Annotated in this window: 16 protein-coding genes; 12 read left to right on the top strand and 4 right to left on the bottom strand. The window is 55.3% G+C overall.

The window, feature by feature from the left end; all coding sequences use genetic code 11:
* Positions 1–4: 4 nt before the first annotated feature.
* From NP589_RS06800 to NP589_RS06750, 11 genes are read left to right on the top strand one after another with little or no spacing between them, the layout of a single operon-like run.
* Positions 5–688: a CbtA family protein gene (locus NP589_RS06800; RefSeq protein ID WP_256606295.1), complete on the top strand. Its 684-nt coding sequence runs from the start codon at positions 5–7 to the stop codon at positions 686–688.
* Entirely contained in the window at positions 685–1,494 is an 810-nt protein-coding gene (gene cobM / locus NP589_RS06795; RefSeq protein ID WP_256606294.1) for a precorrin-4 C(11)-methyltransferase, read from the top strand. Before NP589_RS06800 ends, cobM begins: the two co-directional genes overlap by 4 nt.
* Positions 1,495–1,502: 8 nt before the next feature.
* Positions 1,503–2,363 carry a sirohydrochlorin chelatase gene (locus tag NP589_RS06790; protein ID WP_256606293.1) on the top strand — a complete coding sequence of 287 codons (861 nt, stop codon included), beginning with the start codon at positions 1,503–1,505 and terminating at the stop codon, positions 2,361–2,363.
* A complete protein-coding gene (locus NP589_RS06785) occupies positions 2,360–3,031 on the top strand; it encodes a precorrin-8X methylmutase (protein WP_256606292.1) in 672 nt (223 codons plus the stop codon). The genes NP589_RS06790 and NP589_RS06785 overlap by 4 nt, the downstream gene beginning before the upstream one ends.
* Before the next feature lie 9 nt (positions 3,032–3,040).
* Entirely contained in the window at positions 3,041–4,141 is a 1,101-nt protein-coding gene (locus NP589_RS06780; protein WP_256606291.1) for a cobalt-precorrin-5B (C(1))-methyltransferase, read from the top strand.
* Complete coding sequence (gene cbiE / locus NP589_RS06775; protein WP_256606290.1) at positions 4,134–5,447, top strand: precorrin-6y C5,15-methyltransferase (decarboxylating) subunit CbiE; 1,314 nt, start codon at positions 4,134–4,136, stop codon at positions 5,445–5,447. The genes NP589_RS06780 and cbiE overlap by 8 nt, the downstream gene beginning before the upstream one ends.
* On the top strand, positions 5,440–6,231 hold the full coding sequence (cobI, locus tag NP589_RS06770) for a precorrin-2 C(20)-methyltransferase (protein WP_256606289.1): 792 nt from the start codon (positions 5,440–5,442) through the stop codon (positions 6,229–6,231). The genes cbiE and cobI overlap by 8 nt, the downstream gene beginning before the upstream one ends.
* Positions 6,228–6,974: a cobalamin biosynthesis central domain-containing protein gene (locus NP589_RS06765; protein ID WP_256606288.1), complete on the top strand. Its 747-nt coding sequence runs from the start codon at positions 6,228–6,230 to the stop codon at positions 6,972–6,974. The genes cobI and NP589_RS06765 overlap by 4 nt, the downstream gene beginning before the upstream one ends.
* Positions 6,974–7,390: a cobalamin biosynthesis protein gene (locus NP589_RS06760; protein WP_256606287.1), complete on the top strand. Its 417-nt coding sequence runs from the start codon at positions 6,974–6,976 to the stop codon at positions 7,388–7,390. Before NP589_RS06765 ends, NP589_RS06760 begins: the two co-directional genes overlap by 1 nt.
* Positions 7,377–8,756, top strand: a complete 1,380-nt coding sequence (cobJ, locus tag NP589_RS06755; protein ID WP_256606286.1) for a precorrin-3B C(17)-methyltransferase — start codon at positions 7,377–7,379, stop codon at positions 8,754–8,756. The genes NP589_RS06760 and cobJ overlap by 14 nt, the downstream gene beginning before the upstream one ends.
* Positions 8,749–9,108 (top strand): (2Fe-2S) ferredoxin domain-containing protein, encoded by a 360-nt coding sequence (locus NP589_RS06750; RefSeq protein ID WP_256606285.1) that lies wholly within the window; start codon positions 8,749–8,751, stop codon positions 9,106–9,108. The genes cobJ and NP589_RS06750 overlap by 8 nt, the downstream gene beginning before the upstream one ends.
* A 228-nt stretch (positions 9,109–9,336) precedes the next feature.
* Here the strand turns inward: NP589_RS06750 and NP589_RS06745 are convergent, their stop codons facing one another.
* A complete protein-coding gene (locus NP589_RS06745; protein ID WP_256606284.1) occupies positions 9,337–9,939 on the bottom strand; it encodes a DUF938 domain-containing protein in 603 nt (200 codons plus the stop codon).
* A gap of 50 nt (positions 9,940–9,989) precedes the next feature.
* On the opposite strand from NP589_RS06745, the gene NP589_RS06740 reads away from it, so the two are divergent.
* Positions 9,990–11,114 (top strand): GNAT family N-acetyltransferase, encoded by a 1,125-nt coding sequence (locus tag NP589_RS06740; protein WP_256606283.1) that lies wholly within the window; start codon positions 9,990–9,992, stop codon positions 11,112–11,114.
* A 12-nt stretch (positions 11,115–11,126) separates the two neighbouring features.
* On the opposite strand, the gene NP589_RS06735 is transcribed toward NP589_RS06740, so the two are convergent.
* The 3 genes from NP589_RS06735 to uvrB form a co-directional block, all read right to left on the bottom strand.
* Positions 11,127–11,339, bottom strand: coding sequence for a TraR/DksA C4-type zinc finger protein (locus tag NP589_RS06735; RefSeq protein ID WP_256606282.1), 213 nt, complete (start codon positions 11,337–11,339; stop codon positions 11,127–11,129).
* A gap of 33 nt (positions 11,340–11,372) precedes the next feature.
* Entirely contained in the window at positions 11,373–12,992 is a 1,620-nt protein-coding gene (locus tag NP589_RS06730) for a putative bifunctional diguanylate cyclase/phosphodiesterase (protein ID WP_256606281.1), read from the bottom strand.
* 130 nt (positions 12,993–13,122) lie between these two features.
* On the bottom strand, positions 13,123–15,219 hold the full coding sequence (gene uvrB / locus NP589_RS06725) for an excinuclease ABC subunit UvrB (RefSeq protein WP_256606280.1): 2,097 nt from the start codon (positions 15,217–15,219) through the stop codon (positions 13,123–13,125).
* Positions 15,220–15,244: the final 25 nt, after the last annotated feature.

Genomic DNA, 15,244 nt, shown 5'->3' with positions numbered 1-15,244 from the left:
GGATATGTTCAAACAGATTGTGTTTTCATCGGTGCTGGCAGGCATCGCTGCGGCGCTGCTTTTATCCGTGTTGCAGATTTTTTGGGTTACACCGTTAATACTGCAGGCGGAAACCTATGAAGTCGCCGCTGAAGCGGTTGCGCATGGGCATACTGCAGACGACCATGCCCACGATGAAACAGCCTGGCAGCCTGAGGATGGCTGGCAGAGAACGCTTTCCACCATCAGCAGCAACATCCTGATGGCGAGTGCTTTCGCGCTGATGCTGGCCGGCGCCTACGCGCTGCGCAAACCGCCTTGCATACGGCAAGGTCTGGCTTGGGGCTTGGCGGGTTATGCGGTGTTTTTCGCCGCCCCGTCTTTGGGTTTACCGCCGGATTTACCCGGCACTGCCGCCGCAGAAGTTATGGCTAGGCAAGTGTGGTGGCTGGGTACGGCATTGGCAACGGCGTTAGGCCTAGGTTTGCTCTTTCTACAATCCCGTTGGCCGTTGCGAGCGACAGGTATATTAGTGTTGTTGATACCGCATCTGCTGGGTGCGCCACAGCCGGAAATTGCAGGAAGTTTGGCCCCTGAAATTCTGCAAACCCAATTCCGCTGGGTCAGCGCGCTGACTAACGCCGTGTTTTGGATGGCATTAGGCGTGTCGTCTTCATTGACCTTTAACCGGATGCAAAACAAGCCATGAGCCCTGCAGATAAAACTGATCACATCACCGGCAAAGTCTGGTTCGTCGGTGCCGGCCCCGGCGATCCGGAACTGATTACCGTCAAGGCCCAACGTCTGCTGCAGCAAGCCGGTGCTGTGCTTTATGCCGGTTCGCTGGTCAATCAGGCCGCGACTTTATACGCCCCGGATAATTGTGAAATCCGCGACTCCAAAGACATGACGCTGGCCGAGATTACCGATTGGCTGATCGCTCAAGCCCGGCAACATCAAACCGTGGTGCGCCTGCAAACCGGTGATCCAGGCCTGTATGGCGCATTGGTGGAAATGGTGCAGCCGCTGGATACGGCGGGCATCGGCTGGGCGGTGGTGCCGGGCGTATCTTCGGCGATGGCATCCGCCGCCGCCGCCGGCGAAACCCTGACCTTGCCCGAAGTCACGCAAACCGTGATTCTTACTCGCGTTGCCGGACGCACGCCGATGCCGACGGGCGAAGAGCTGGAAGCTCTGGCCGAACATCACACAACCTTGTGCATTTTTCTATCCATCACCCTGCTGCCAGAGGTGCAACGCGCCCTGCTTGCTGCAGGTTGGGCGGAGGATGCGCCGACTCTCGTGGTGCAAAAAGCCAGCTGGCCGGATGAGGAAAAAATCGTGCGTGGCACACTGGCCGACATCCGCGAGCTGTGCCGGGCGGAAAAAATCAACAGCCAGGCGATGATTATCGCCAGTCCGGCCTTGGGTGCCCGTTATTGGCCGGAGATCCAACATTCAAAACTCTACGATGCCAGATTTTCGCATCGTTTCCGTAAAGCCATCAAACCCTGAAACACTCTATGCAAAATCAAACCATCTTATTGATTGGCCACGGCTCGCGCGAGCAATCCGGCAACCTGGAAATCGAAGCCTTTGCCGAACAATGGCGCACCCGCCAGCCGCAATGGCGTATTGAGGTCTGCTTTATCGAGTTTGCCGAGGTGCTGATCGAAGCAGGCCTGGATAGAGCGGCTGCCCATGGCGGGCAAGTGGTCGTGGTGCCTTTGATCCTCAATGCCGCCGGCCACGTCAAAATGGAAATCCCGGAATACATCGAACATGCCCGCTTGCGGCATCCGCAGGTCGAGTTTGTCTATTGCCGTCATCTGGGTGCCAGCGAGGATATTCTGGCGATTCTTAAGCGCAATCTGCGCAAAGCCTTACATAGTCTAGACATACCGGACCCGCGCAACATCGGTGTAATTCTGCTGGGCCGCGGCGCGTCGGATCGGGTCGCCAATGGCGAAGTCGCCAAAATGGCCCGTTGGCTGTATGAAGAAGGCGAGCATCCCATGATAGACATCGCCTTTACCGGCATCACCCATCCGCGTCTGGAATCAATCGTGCAACGCCAACACAAGCTGGAGATGCGACAGATTGTGGTGCTGCCGTACTATCTATTCACCGGTACGCTGATTGAACGTATCCGCCGCCAGGTTACGCGTTTGCAAAGTCAGTACCCGCACATTTATTTTGGACTGGCCGATTATCTGGGCTTTGAAGACGAAATTTATACGCTGTTGGAACATCGCATAGACGAAGCCACCAACCGTACAGCGCCCGTCATGATGGAATGCGACGGCTGCAAATACCGTGAATTCGCAGCCGATCATGGCGACGGCTACCATCATCACGACCACGCACCGCAGGCCACCACATGAACAGCAACATCGTCACTGAACAGCTTACGGACGCCGGCCGCCAGATTGAACACGACTCCTTCGCCATCGTCGACAGCGAAGCCGGGCCGCATAGGTATACCGAACAACAGTGGCAGGTGGTGCGGCGCATCATTCACGCCTCGGCAGATTTTGAATTCAATGGCCTGGTGCGCTTTCATGCCGATGCTGTGGCCGCCGGTTTGCAAGCCATTCGCCGTGGCGCACCGATTGTGGCCGATGTGGAAATGATTTGCGTGGGCTTGTCCAAGCCACGGCTGGATTACTTCGGCGTTGCCACTCATCATTTCATTGCCGATGCGGATGTGATTGCATTAGCCAAGGCCGAAAACAGCACCCGCGCCGTGCAAGCCATGCGCAAAGCGCAGCAATTACAATTGCTCGATGGCGGCATAATCGCGGTTGGCAATGCCCCAACGGCGTTGCTGGAAGTGGTGCGTATGATTAACGACGGGCAAATCATCCCCGCTCTGGTGATCGGCATGCCGGTCGGCTTTGTCTCGGCGGCGGAATCGAAAGCCGTGCTGAGTGAGCTTAACGAGATTCCCTGGATCGTCATCGATGGGCGCAAAGGCGGCTCGACCTTGGTGGTGGCGGCGATTCATGCGTTGCTGGCACTGGCGGAAGCCGAACAAAGCCAGGCGGATTGATTGACGTTGATGGAAAAAAAGCCCAAAGGCACCCGTAAAGGCTACACCACCGGCGCGTGTTCTGCGGCGGCGGCGCGGGCAGCTGTGCTGGGTTTGCTGGAAGGGGCCGTGTCCGAATCGGTAGAGTGCGATTTGCCCAACGGCCAGCGCGTTACCTTTAGTGTCAGCGAAGGCTATTGCGATAGCACTTCGGCGCATGCAGTTGTCATCAAGGATGCCGGGGATGATCCCGATGTCACCGACAAGGCGGCGTTGACCGCCGATGTGCGGCTGCTAGCAGATGCGCCCGGCACGGTGTTGCTGAAAGGCGGCGCCGGTGTCGGCACGATTACCATGCAGGGCTTGGGGCTGGAAGTCGGCGGTCCGGCCATCAATCCCGTACCCCGGCGCAATATCGAAGCCAATGTGCGGCAAGTTGCCGCCCGTCTGCTCGAATATGCCGGACTGGAAGTGACTATCTCCGTACCCGCTGGCGAAGAGTTGGCGAAAAAAACCCTTAATTACCGGCTCGGCATCATCGGCGGCATTTCGATACTAGGTACCACAGGCATCGTGCATCCTTATTCCACGGCAGCATTTCGCGCCAGTGTGATTCAGGGCATCGAAGTGGCCGCCAATCAGGGCCAACATTGCGTGGTGTTGACCACCGGCGGCCGCACCGAAAAATTTACCATGCGCGAATTGCCCGAGTTGGCTCCAGCCTGCTTCGTGCAGATGGGCGACTTTCTGAAATACGCACTGGACACCGTGGTCAAGTGCGGCCTGCCGCAAGTGGTCATTGGCGGCATGGTCGGTAAATTGACCAAAATCGCTCAGGGCGAAACCATCACCCATGCCAATCGCAGTGCGGTGGATACGGATTTACTGGCGGAAATCGCCGCCGAAATCGGTGCGCCCGCCGAAGTCTGCGCCGAGATCAGTCAATCGGAAATGGCCCGTTATGCCAGCGAGCGCATGGAAGAACTGGGCTTGATCAGCGAATTTTATGAGGCTTTAGGCCGGCGAGTCATCGCCACCTTAAGCCAGCGCTACACCGGCAAATTCCGCCTGCGGGTGCTGATGTGCGATTTTGATGGCAACAAACTAGCAGAAGTGGAAGGCGATGTCTGAAATGAGCAACCCTTGCCGAATTATCGGCGTACTGGACAATGGCGCCGCGGGTTTAACGCCGACAGCATTGGCGTTATTGCGCACGGCCGATGTCGTCATTGGCGCAAGTCGCACCTTGGCGCTGTTCGCCGCTGACATCAGCGCCAATGCCAAACAATACGACTTAACCGGCCAATTATCCCAAGTGCCTGCCTGGATAAGCGCCGCCCGCGAGACGGGCAAACAGGTCGTGGTACTGGCCACCGGCGACCCGCTATGCCACGGCATCGCCAATTTTTTGATCAAAAAACTCGGTCGCGACAGCGTAGACATCCTGCCCAATCTGTCCATGCTGCAACTGGCCTGTGCAAGGCTGGGGCTGGCTTGGCAGGACGCGCGCATCGGTTCGGTACACAGTTGCGATGCCGGTGCATGGCAGATCGGCGCTACCCCCGAACATGGTTTGTATGGCTTGCTGCGGTTACTGCGGCAAGCCGATTTAACTGCCCTCTTTACCAGCCCGGAAAACGATCCAGCCCGCATTGCTCGCATGCTCCAGATTGAGTCTTTAGCCAATGACTACGAAATGGCGGTGGCGGAATGTTTGCTGTGCCCGCACGAACAGGTGTCTGCCTGGCTGACTATCGACGAAGCCGCAGGCCGCAATTTTGCCGATCCCAATATCGTCCTGCTACGTCGCCGTCAACCGGTGTCGCGGGAAGCGCTGTTTGGTTTGCCCGACGAGCGCTTTAACCAGCGCAAACCCGACAAAGGCCTGATTACCAAACGTGAAGTGCGGGCGGTGTCCTTGGCGCGCATGGCGTTATTACCCGATAGCGTGGTGTGGGACATCGGCGCTGGCTCCGGTGCCGTCGGTCTGGAAGCGGCGCGACTGTGTGCCCAAGGCCATGTGTATGCCATCGAGAAAAATGCAGACGACGCGGCGATTGCGCTCAGTAATCGAGCCAGTTTGCGGATCAGCAACTACACCCTGCTGCATGGCCTGGCCCCTGCTGGCCTGGAAACCTGGCCCGACCCTGACGCCGTGTTCATCGGCGGTTCCGGCGGCGAATTGCGGGAGCTGATTACGCTCTGCCTGCAACGTCTGCGGCCCGGCGGACATCTGGTGATGAACTTTGCCACCATCGAAAACCTGAGCACTGCGATCGAAGCCCTGAAAGCCGCCAGTGCGCAATGGGATGTATTGCAACTACAAGCCGCGCGCAGCAAGCCGATTCTGGACATGCACCGCATGCAGGCGGAAAACCCGATTTGGGTGGTCTGCGCCCAACCGGCCGAGAATAAACACAATGAGCATAATGACTAAATCACCAACCGGCCGACTGATCGGCGCATCTTTAGGGCCCGGCGACCCAGGCCTGATTACCCGCCGAGTCTGGGATTTATTGCAACGCCCGGATGTGCACTGGACCTACCCCATCCGGCGTAAAGGTGCCGACAGCTACGCCTTACAAATTGCCCTGAATGCCGGATTGAGCTTGCCTTCCGAACACAGCCCGCTGATTTTTCCGATGACCCATGACACGGAAATTCTCGCAGGCTACTGGCAGCGCGCGGCCGAAACGGTAATGATCCGCTTACGCGCTGGTCAAGACGTGTTGTTTTTAGTGGAAGGCGACGCCTCGACCTATTCCACCTTCGGCCATCTGGCCCGCACGGTGCAGGCATTGGATGCCAGCATCGCCATTGAAACCATCCCCGGCGTGCCATCCTACAACGCTGCGGCGGCGCGGGTAGCCATGCCGCTGGCCGATACCGACGAGACCGTTGCCATCATCCCGGCCAGTTACGGCATCGCCATGATCGAACGCCTGCTCAACGACTTCGACACGCTGGTGTTGCTGAAGGTGAAGCCGTTGCTGGACGACATTCTGGATTTATTGGAACGGCGCAATTTGCTGGCCAATGCCGCCTTCGTGGAAAAAGCCGGTAGCCCCGAAGAGCGCGTCGAACGCGATGTATGGCAACTGCACGGGCAAAAGGTCAACTATCTGTCGTTGCTATTGGTGCGCAACCCTGACCGTCAGCGTGGCGAAATGATCCGGGGTTGCCGGAAGAAAATACCCTTTTCGAAAAAAGAGACCCTATGAGCCCATTCATCCAACCCCGCATCGCCCTGGTAGCAATCACCAAACATAGCGTCTCGCAAGCTTTGCGTCTGGCCGAGCACCTGCCGGATGCCCAGCTTGCGGTTTCGGAAAAATTCGCTGCCGGTTTGCCGACTATCGCCAACCCGGTCGAAGTGTTAATCGGTGCCTTGAGCGCCAATATGGGCGGTTTGTTTGCCCGTTACGATCAACTAGTGTTGTTTATTTCGCTGGGCGCGGTGGTGCGTTTGATTGCGCCGCATCTGAAATCCAAGGACGAAGATCCCGGCGTGTTGGTGGTGGACGATGCCGCCCGTTTCGTAATCCCGGTGTTGTCCGGCCATGTCGGCGGCGCCAATGCCTATGCCGAACTGATCGCCGGTTTGTTGGGTGCGGAAGCGGTGTTGACCACGGCTTCGGATGTTGGCAAGACCATCCCGGTGGATATACTCGGCCGCGAGCTGAGCTGGCAGGTGGAAGCACCAAAAATCAACATTACCCGCGTCTCGGCGCATGTGGTCAACGAGGAACCGATTGCTTTTGTGCAGGAAGCGGGGGCAAAAAACTGGTGGACAAGGCCGACGCCGTTGCCGGCCACTATCCATGTCTTCGAACGCTTCGAGGACGTGGATTTAGCGCGCTTCAAAGCGGTGTTGTGGGTGACCCGGAGGGACATTGCCCCGGAACAATGGGAGCAACTTGCCGAGCGGTTGGTGGTGTATCGACCGCCAGTTGGACAGGATTGATGAAAGTCATCCTGGGCTTGGGTTGCGATCGCAATACCTCGTTAACGACCTTAAATACCGCAGTTGAACAGTCGCTGGCAATGGCGGGTTTGGATAAATCCGCCGTGGGGGGTGTCGCCAGCATCGACAAGAAAAACGACGAGACGGCCATACTGCAACTGGCTGCCGACCACGCCTGGTCGCTGACTTTTTACCCGGCCGAGCAACTGGCGCAGGTGCCGGTGCCGAATCCGTCGGAAGTGGTGCGTAAATACATGGGCACACCGGCGGTGGCCGAGGCTGCGGCATTGCTGGCGGCGGGCGTAGGTTCCGAACTATTACTGGAAAAGCACAAATACCGTGGCGAAGACGGCAAGAACGCCACGGTTTCAATCGCAAGCATAAGTAAAAAGAGAACAAGGCATGAAGACAGGTAAGATTTTATTGGTGGGCTTCGGCCCCGGTTCGCAAGAGCACATGACGTACCGAGCGCGCGAGGCGATTGCCGAGGCGGATGCGGTGATCGGCTATACCACCTACATTAAGCTGGTAGAAGAATTATTGGCCGGCAAGGAAGTCATTCGCAAAGGTATGACTGAAGAAATTGACCGTTGTATCGAAGCTTACGATCAGGCCTTGCTGGGCAAAACCGTGGCGCTGATTTCGTCCGGCGACATCGGTGTTTACGGCATGGCCGGGCCGACTTACGAGGTGCTGCTGCAAGCGGGCTGGACGCCAGACAGCGACATCACGGTGGAAGTTATCCCCGGTGCAACCGCATTGAATGCTTGCGCCGCGTTGGTGGGCGCGCCGCTGACGCATGATTTTTGTTCGATTTCGCTGTCGGATTTGCTCACGCCCTGGCCGACCATCGCCAAGCGTTTGGAAGCGGCAGCGCACGGTGATTTTGTGGTGGCGTTGTACAACCCGAAAAGCGGTCGCCGTACCGGACAGATCGTTGAAGCGCAGCGGATACTGTTGTTGCACCGCAGCCCGGAAACGCCGGTTGCCATCGTCAAATCCGGCTATCGCCGCCGGCAGGCGATTCAGATGACCACGTTGGCGCAGATGGCCGATTGCGACATTGGCATGTTATGCACGGTGTTGATCGGCAACAGCAGCACTTTTGTGCGCGAAGGCCTGATGATCACCCCGCGCGGTTATGCCAATAAATACGATAGCCTAACCGGCGATGCAAAAAGCGGCGAACAGGCCGGTCGTTCGCTGAGCATGGGGCTGACCGGCTGGCATGCCTGTGTGCGTAAATACTTGCGCGAAACCCCCGCCAGCTCGCCGCGCGATGCGGGCAAACATTTTGCTGCGCCGCTGGGTGAAATTTTGGCGGCTATCGCTGCGGGTCAAATCGATGACGAAGCGGGTGATCTAACAGCGCGCTGGTTTGCTGCTGATCAAGTCGATGCGGTATTGAACGCGGCCAAGGCTTGGGGACGGTTGCGCACCGTCGTGCGTAGCGAGGCCGGTGCGGTAACGGAATTATTGATTGATGCCAAAGATTTCAGTCAACGCAGCGGCTGGCTCAACCTGACCAACGAACATTGCCATCTGCATGTCGATAAACAGCAGATCGCCAGCGGCTGGTTTTTAAGCCAGGGTGAAAGACAACAAGGCGTTTATTTTGTCGATGGCCATGGCGCGCTGGTGTTTTCAATGTTGTTGGTGAAGACAGCTGAGACATTTGACGACGCTGCGCTGAATGCTTTCCGCAATGCTTCCGAGCAATTCGGCCAACTCTATACCGCTATCGAAACCGTCGAAACTGAAGAGGTGAACAGCGATGAGTGATACTACCCTGCCGGAAAAACCCAAAATGGGTGACTACAAACGTCACTTGCTGGTCTGCACCGGCCCCCGCTGCACCCAGGATGGCCAGTCGCAAGCCTTGTTCGATGGCTTGGGCACCAAATTCAAGGCGGTGGGTTTTGATCAGGGCGCGTTGCGGGTCAAACGCAGTCGCGTGTCCTGCTTTGCCACCTGCAAGTCCGGCCCGATTCTCTGTGTGCAGCCGGATGGCGTTTGGTATTACAACGTCACCGATGCCAATCTTGACCGGATTATTGAGCAGCATCTGCTAGGCGGTGAACCGGTCACCGAGCTGGTGTTCCATCAGGGACCTGATTGTCACCATGATGGGTAAATCCCACTCAAAAAACGCTACGCCATCGCCGTGCTGGATTTTTTGCCAAGCCAGCTCTTAGCCCGCTTTGAAATCGATTTGAAGCATGAGCGGTTTGATGCTGGGATGCCCGGAGATTCCCATTCTTCCTTCGACTGGGGCTCTCCTGAGCGAAGCCGAAGGGCTCAGGACGAACGGGAGTCGCAAAACAGGCAAGTTATTAGTGACCATGTCCTTAGCCCCAATTCCTCAGGCCTTTTTTCGCAAAACCAATAGCCGGTTATTGGCGGGCATGGCATTGTCGGCCTCTAATTCCAAACCGCCATTTTCTGCCAAGCACATGATCTCTTCAAAATCCTTTATCCCGCTCATTACATCCCGTTCTTTCAGCCACAGGTCGAAACGCGCATTGCTTTCGCTGGTATAGGCGCCGGCGTAATTGAACGGACCATAAATACAGACCGTCGCGTCGGCTGCCAGATAGACCGCCAGCCGTTCGAATAACAGATTTACTTCTTCGCTGCTCATGATATGCAGGGTATTCGCGGCAAACACCGCATCGATTCGTTCGCACGGCCATAGCAAATCCGCTACATCCAAGCTTAGCGGCGGCAGTAGATTAGGCAGTTGCGCCTCGTCCCGCCATAAGTGGATCCCTGCCAAATTCTCCGGTCTATCGCTAGGCTGCCATGCCAAATGCGGCAGATTCTCGGCAAAATGGCAGGCGTGCTGCCCGGTGCCGCTGCCGATTTCCCAAACCGTGGTCGGTCGGCTAAAGACCTCTTTGATAGTGTCTAAAATCGGTGCCTTGTTGTTCTCGCAAGCCTGGGAAAATGGCTTCTGTATCGTCATGAGCAGTGGTTTGATGATATTTTGATGCTTTAACTCTACTGTGATTAAAAATGGAAGTAAAACAAATCGACAGCATGGCGCAAATCGACGCCGTCACTTGGAATCAGCTGTGCGGACTCGACTACCCCTTTTTACGCCACGAGTTTTTATACGCCCTGGAACAAAGCGCCGCAGTTTGCCCGCAGACCGGTTGGGAAACCGCGCATTTACTGGTTATGGACAAGCAGAGATTGCTGGCAGCATTGCCGCTGTATTTGAAAACGCATTCCTGGGGCGAATACGTGTTCGATCAGCAATGGGCCCAAGCTTACCAGCAGCATGGTCTGGCCTATTACCCGAAATTAGTCAGTGCGATTCCGTTTACCCCTTGCCAGGGACAGAGATTGATATTTTCGCAGGACGTGGATGAAACCGTAGTCTGCGCCTTATTGTTCAGCTTTATCCAACAGCTCGACATTTCCTCCTGGCATTGTTTGTTTCCCGAGCATTCCCAACTTGAGCTGCTGCAATCCTTAGGTTTAAGCGTCCGTGAAGGGGTGCAGTTTCAATGGTTTAATCGCAACTACGCTACGTTTTCGGACTTTTTACAGACCCTAAGTGCCGATAAGCGCAAGATGATCAAGCGTGAGCGGCGTCGGGTGGCCGAGCAAGGCATTCAGATACAACGCATCGCCGGGCCCGATGTCACCGATGCCCAATGGCAAGTATTTTTCCGGTTTTACGCATTGACCTATCTTAAACGCAGTTCCGAACCTTATCTGAATCTGGTATTTTTTAAACAAATCGCGCGAACCATGCCCGAGCAGTTGTTGCTGGTTCTGGCAATTAAAGACGACACTTACGTCGGCGCGGCCTTGAGCTTCATCGGTACGAACACACTATACGGCCGCTATTGGGGATGCCAGGCGGAATACAATGCCCTGCATTTCGAAGCCTGTTATTACCAGGGCTTGGACTATTGCATAGAACACGGCTTGGCCCGTTTCGATTCCGGCGCGCAAGGCGAGCATAAAATCTCCCGTGGCTTCGAGCCGGTCACCACCTATTCTGCACATTGGCTAAAGGATGCCGGCTTTGCCAAGGCCGTCGCGCAATTCGTAGATCGGGAGAAAAAAGCGATTCAGCATTACAAACAAGACGCGGCGAATTATCTGCCGTTTAAACGCGCTCAATAAAATAGCGCTACATCAGCCTTTTTCCAGCTCGGTTTGACAAGGCAAACAATACTTACAGGCAATCGCCTGACGCCGTGCTTCCGGAATCGGCTCGCCGCATTCCTCGCAATGGCTGGCGGATTCACCGGTATAGATGGCTTTTCGCGTCTCGGCGACAAATAGCTCGGTCATCTTGTCCATTCTTTCCAAAATCGCGTCGGTACCACCCGCCCAGGCCGTGGACATTATTGCTGCTCCTGAATATTCATAGCTTTGTACCTAACGATTGGCTTCCAGCCACACACCAAAATCCTCGAACGGCATCGGCTTGCTAAACAAGTAACCCTGAGCCAAATCGCACTTGTAACTGCTGAGCTTATCCATGATTTCCTGAGTTTCCACCCCTTCGGCGGTGACTTGCAAGCCCAGGTTGTGCGCCAGGTTGATGGTGGCTTTGACGATCACCGCATCGTTTTCGCTATGCAACAAATCGACGACAAACGATTTATCAATTTTTAATTCCGTCAACGGCATGCGTTTTAGGTAGGCCAGCGAGGAATAACCCGTGCCAAAGTCGTCAATTGACAACTTATAACCCATTTCATTCAGGCGCTGAATCACTTCCATCGCCCGCTCCGGATCGGTCATGATAGAGCTTTCGGTAATCTCCAACATCATCCAGCCAGGTTTGATATTCGCTGCTGCGGCAACGCCGGCCATCACATCCGGCAGTTCCGGATCGTGCAAATCCTTGGCGGATAGATTAACTGAAATAGTCAATTCCCAGCCACGTTTACGCCATTCCGCACAATGTTTGAATGATTGTTTCAACACCCAGGAAGTCAGATGCTTGATCACTCGGGTTCTCTCCGCCATCGGAATAAATTCATCAGGCGAAATAAAGCCGTGTTTGGGATGCTGCCAACGCACCAACGCTTCCGCACCGTAAACGTGTCCTGTTGCCACTGACACTTTGGGCTGGTAGTAAATATGTAATTGCTCTTTTTCGATGGCCTGGCGCAGTTCGCTCATCAAGGTCAGGCGGCGCGGACTGTGATCGTCGTAAGACGGCGCGTAAGTGGTGTAACCTTCGTGCGATTGGCCGGCAACGAATAGTGCCACGCCGGCTTTTTGCACCAAGGTATCGACATCGTCGCCATGCTCGGGAAAGTTAACGATACCAATATTGCTGTGAATCACCAGACTCAGACGTTCGACCTTAAACGCCGGGTCCAGCGCCGCCTGGATGTTTTTTGCTAATGTCAGGCCGGCGGTTTCGTTGTCGACCGCCGACAGCAACACGCTGAAAATATTGCCGTCTATCCGGGCAACGCTATCGGTACCCAAGACCACGCTTTGCAAGCGCGTGGCGATCTGCTTCAAGATTAAGTCGCTGCTGTTGCGGCCCAGCGTGTCGTACACTTCTTTAAAATTGGCCACTTCCACCAGCAAGATAGACAGCATTTTGTTTTGGTTGCCGGCAGCCAAAATAGCCTGTTCCACCCTGTCATAGAACAAAACCCGATTCGGCAAGTCCGTTACCGAATCATGGGTGGTGGAATAACTGACTTGTTTTTCCAATGATTCGGCTCGGGAACGCAACTCCTGGGTCTGATCGAGAATCATCGCCCCCGCTTGATAAGCGATTACCGAGCTGGAATATTGACCCCAAAACCCGAAAATGAACGGTAGCGCTTCAAGCATCCACAGGCCATAGTTCTCGGTTTGGGCTTTGATGATGCCGTTTAAGGAGATTTCGCCGACGTAGTAATAACTCAACGCCAGCAACGCGCTGATAATGCTGGCAAGCGCGATAGCCACGCCTTGATAAGTGGTCTTAGATACCTCGCTTTTCAGCACGCGAACATTTTCGTTCAGTATGTTTTTGGCGGGTATCATCTTTTTCCCAGCATCTGTTTAATAATTCGCTATCGTCGTTTAGTTTGTACGGACCAAGCTTTGCAAGCTATGGCCCCACAAAATTTACTAAATATAGTTAGCCAAAGCGTTAATTACAAACCCAAGCCCATCAAATTACCATCTCGGCCTGAAGCAATTTAATCTGGTCTCTAACACGTGCCGCATCTTCAAATTCCAGGTTCTTGGCATGCTGATACATTTTTTCTTCCAGCTGTTTCAAGGCTTTCGCGGCCTGTTTCGGTGTCATCGCCTTGTAATTACCGGCAGGTTCTGCGACTTTTGCTCTGGCATTGGAAATCGAACCGCCGGAACCGGGAATCGAGAGTTCCAATATATCGGTCACCGATTTGAAAATGGTTTTCGGTTGAATGTTATGTTCTTTATTGAACGCTATCTGCTTATTGCGGCGGCGCTCCGTTTCGTCGATAGCCAACTGCATCGAGCGCGTAATTTTGTCGCCGTACAGTATGGCTTTGCCATTGGCGTTGCGGGCCGCCCGGCCTATGGTTTGTACCAGCGACACCAACGAGCGCAGGAAACCTTCCTTATCCGCGTCCAGAATCGCTACCAGCGACACTTCCGGTATATCCAGGCCCTCTCGTAACAGGTTGATACCGACCAGCACATCGAACACACCCAGCCGTAAGTCGCGGATAATCTCCACCCTTTCTACCGTTTCGATGTCCGAATGCAGATAACGCACTTTAACGCCATGCTCCATCAAATAATCGGTCAAATCTTCAGACATGCGTTTGGTTAAGGTGGTGACCAGTACCCGTTCTTGTACAGCGGTGCGTTTGGTGATTTCCGACAACAGATCATCGACCTGGCTGGTCGCCGGGCGAACTTCAACAATAGGATCGACCAAGCCGGTCGGGCGCACCACCTGTTCCACCACCGCGCCGGAATGTTCTTTCTCGTAAGTACTTGGCGTGGCGGAAACATAGATACGTTGGCCGCAGATTTGCTCAAATTCCTCGAACCTGAGCGGCCGGTTGTCCAAGGCCGACGGTAACCGAAAGCCGTATTCCACCAAGGTTTCCTTGCGCGAGCGGTCGCCCTTGTACATCGCGCCGATCTGCGGCACGGTGACATGGCTTTCGTCGATGATCACCAGCGCGTCGTTGGGCAAGTAATCGAACATGGTCGGCGGCGATTCGCCGTCCGCGCGATTGGACAAATGCCGGGAGTAATTCTCTATGCCAGAGCAATAGCCCACTTCCATGATCATTTCGATGTCGAACAGGGTGCGTTGCTCCAGGCGCTGGGCCTCCACTAATTTATGGTTGTCGCGTAATTGCTCCAGGCGCTCGGCCAATTCGATTTTGATTTTTTCTACCGCACTAAGTAATTGATCGCGCGGCGTGACGTAATGGCTTTTCGGATAAAGCGTGAAGCGGGCCAAGCGCTGGGTGACTTCGCCGGTGAGCGGGTCGAACATCGACAAGCGCTCGATTTCGTCGTCGAACAATTCGATGCGCAAGGCTTGTTCTTCCGATTCGGCCGGAAACACATCGATCACCTCGCCGCGAACCCGGTAGGTAGCCCGGCGCAGTTCGGTGTCGTTGCGGGTGTATTGCATTTCGGCCAAGCGCCGCAGTATGTCGCGCTGCTTGATCATATCGCCCCGCACCAGATGTAACACCATCTGGAAGTAGGATTCCGGCTCGCCCAAGCCGTAAATCGCCGAGACGGTGGCCACCACGATAGTATCGCGCCGTTCCAGCAAGGCCTTGGTCGCCGACAGGCGCATTTGCTCGATATGCTCGTTTAGCGAGGCGTCCTTGTCGATGAAGGTATCGGAGGCCGGAATATAGGCCTCGGGCTGGTAATAGTCGTAATAGGAAACAAAATATTCGACGCTGTTTTCCGGAAAAAACTCCTTCATTTCTCCGTATAGCTGCGCGGCCAGCGTCTTATTTGGCGCCATAATCATCGCTGGGCGCTGGGTTTGCTGGATCACGTTGGCGACGGTAAAAGTCTTGCCGGAGCCGGTCACCCCCAGCAAGGTTTGATGCAATTCACCGTCGTTAATGCCTTCCACCAGTTGAGCGATGGCGGTGGGCTGGTCGCCGGCCGGTTGATAACGGCTTTGAATCTTGAACGGTTTATGCGCCGGCCCTTTTTTATGCGGCCGCGCTTCTTCCACACCCAGAATGCCAGTGATCGCCGACTGACTGATTTCCATGCGTCGTTTATCGCTCATTGCACTGCCTTTCTCAGAGTTGGGT

The sequence above is a fragment of the Methylomonas rosea genome, from assembly GCF_024505055.1.
GTDB lineage: Bacteria > Pseudomonadota > Gammaproteobacteria > Methylococcales > Methylomonadaceae > Methylomonas > Methylomonas rosea.
Note: the sequence above shows the minus strand (reverse complement) of the source record. Positions and strands in the feature narration are given on the sequence as shown.

What these genes read in the sequence shown, in the direction of transcription:
- NP589_RS06780 (WP_256606291.1), top strand. Translation starts at nt 3,041, where the DNA reads ATGGAAAAAAAGCCCAAAGGCACCCGTAAAGGCTACACCACCGGCGCG.
- cobJ (WP_256606286.1), top strand. Translation starts at nt 7,377, where the DNA reads ATGAAGACAGGTAAGATTTTATTGGTGGGCTTCGGCCCCGGTTCGCAA.
- NP589_RS06735 (WP_256606282.1), bottom strand. Translation starts at nt 11,339, where the DNA reads ATGTCCACGGCCTGGGCGGGTGGTACCGACGCGATTTTGGAAAGAATG.
- NP589_RS06730 (WP_256606281.1), bottom strand. Translation starts at nt 12,992, where the DNA reads ATGATACCCGCCAAAAACATACTGAACGAAAATGTTCGCGTGCTGAAA.
- NP589_RS06790 (WP_256606293.1), top strand. Translation starts at nt 1,503, where the DNA reads ATGCAAAATCAAACCATCTTATTGATTGGCCACGGCTCGCGCGAGCAA.
- uvrB (WP_256606280.1), bottom strand. Translation starts at nt 15,219, where the DNA reads ATGAGCGATAAACGACGCATGGAAATCAGTCAGTCGGCGATCACTGGC.
- NP589_RS06740 (WP_256606283.1), top strand. Translation starts at nt 9,990, where the DNA reads ATGGAAGTAAAACAAATCGACAGCATGGCGCAAATCGACGCCGTCACT.
- NP589_RS06745 (WP_256606284.1), bottom strand. Translation starts at nt 9,939, where the DNA reads ATGACGATACAGAAGCCATTTTCCCAGGCTTGCGAGAACAACAAGGCA.
- cobM (WP_256606294.1), top strand. Translation starts at nt 685, where the DNA reads ATGAGCCCTGCAGATAAAACTGATCACATCACCGGCAAAGTCTGGTTC.
- NP589_RS06765 (WP_256606288.1), top strand. Translation starts at nt 6,228, where the DNA reads ATGAGCCCATTCATCCAACCCCGCATCGCCCTGGTAGCAATCACCAAA.
- cobI (WP_256606289.1), top strand. Translation starts at nt 5,440, where the DNA reads ATGACTAAATCACCAACCGGCCGACTGATCGGCGCATCTTTAGGGCCC.
- NP589_RS06750 (WP_256606285.1), top strand. Translation starts at nt 8,749, where the DNA reads ATGAGTGATACTACCCTGCCGGAAAAACCCAAAATGGGTGACTACAAA.
- NP589_RS06785 (WP_256606292.1), top strand. Translation starts at nt 2,360, where the DNA reads ATGAACAGCAACATCGTCACTGAACAGCTTACGGACGCCGGCCGCCAG.
- NP589_RS06800 (WP_256606295.1), top strand. Translation starts at nt 5, where the DNA reads ATGTTCAAACAGATTGTGTTTTCATCGGTGCTGGCAGGCATCGCTGCG.
- NP589_RS06760 (WP_256606287.1), top strand. Translation starts at nt 6,974, where the DNA reads ATGAAAGTCATCCTGGGCTTGGGTTGCGATCGCAATACCTCGTTAACG.
- cbiE (WP_256606290.1), top strand. Translation starts at nt 4,134, where the DNA reads ATGTCTGAAATGAGCAACCCTTGCCGAATTATCGGCGTACTGGACAAT.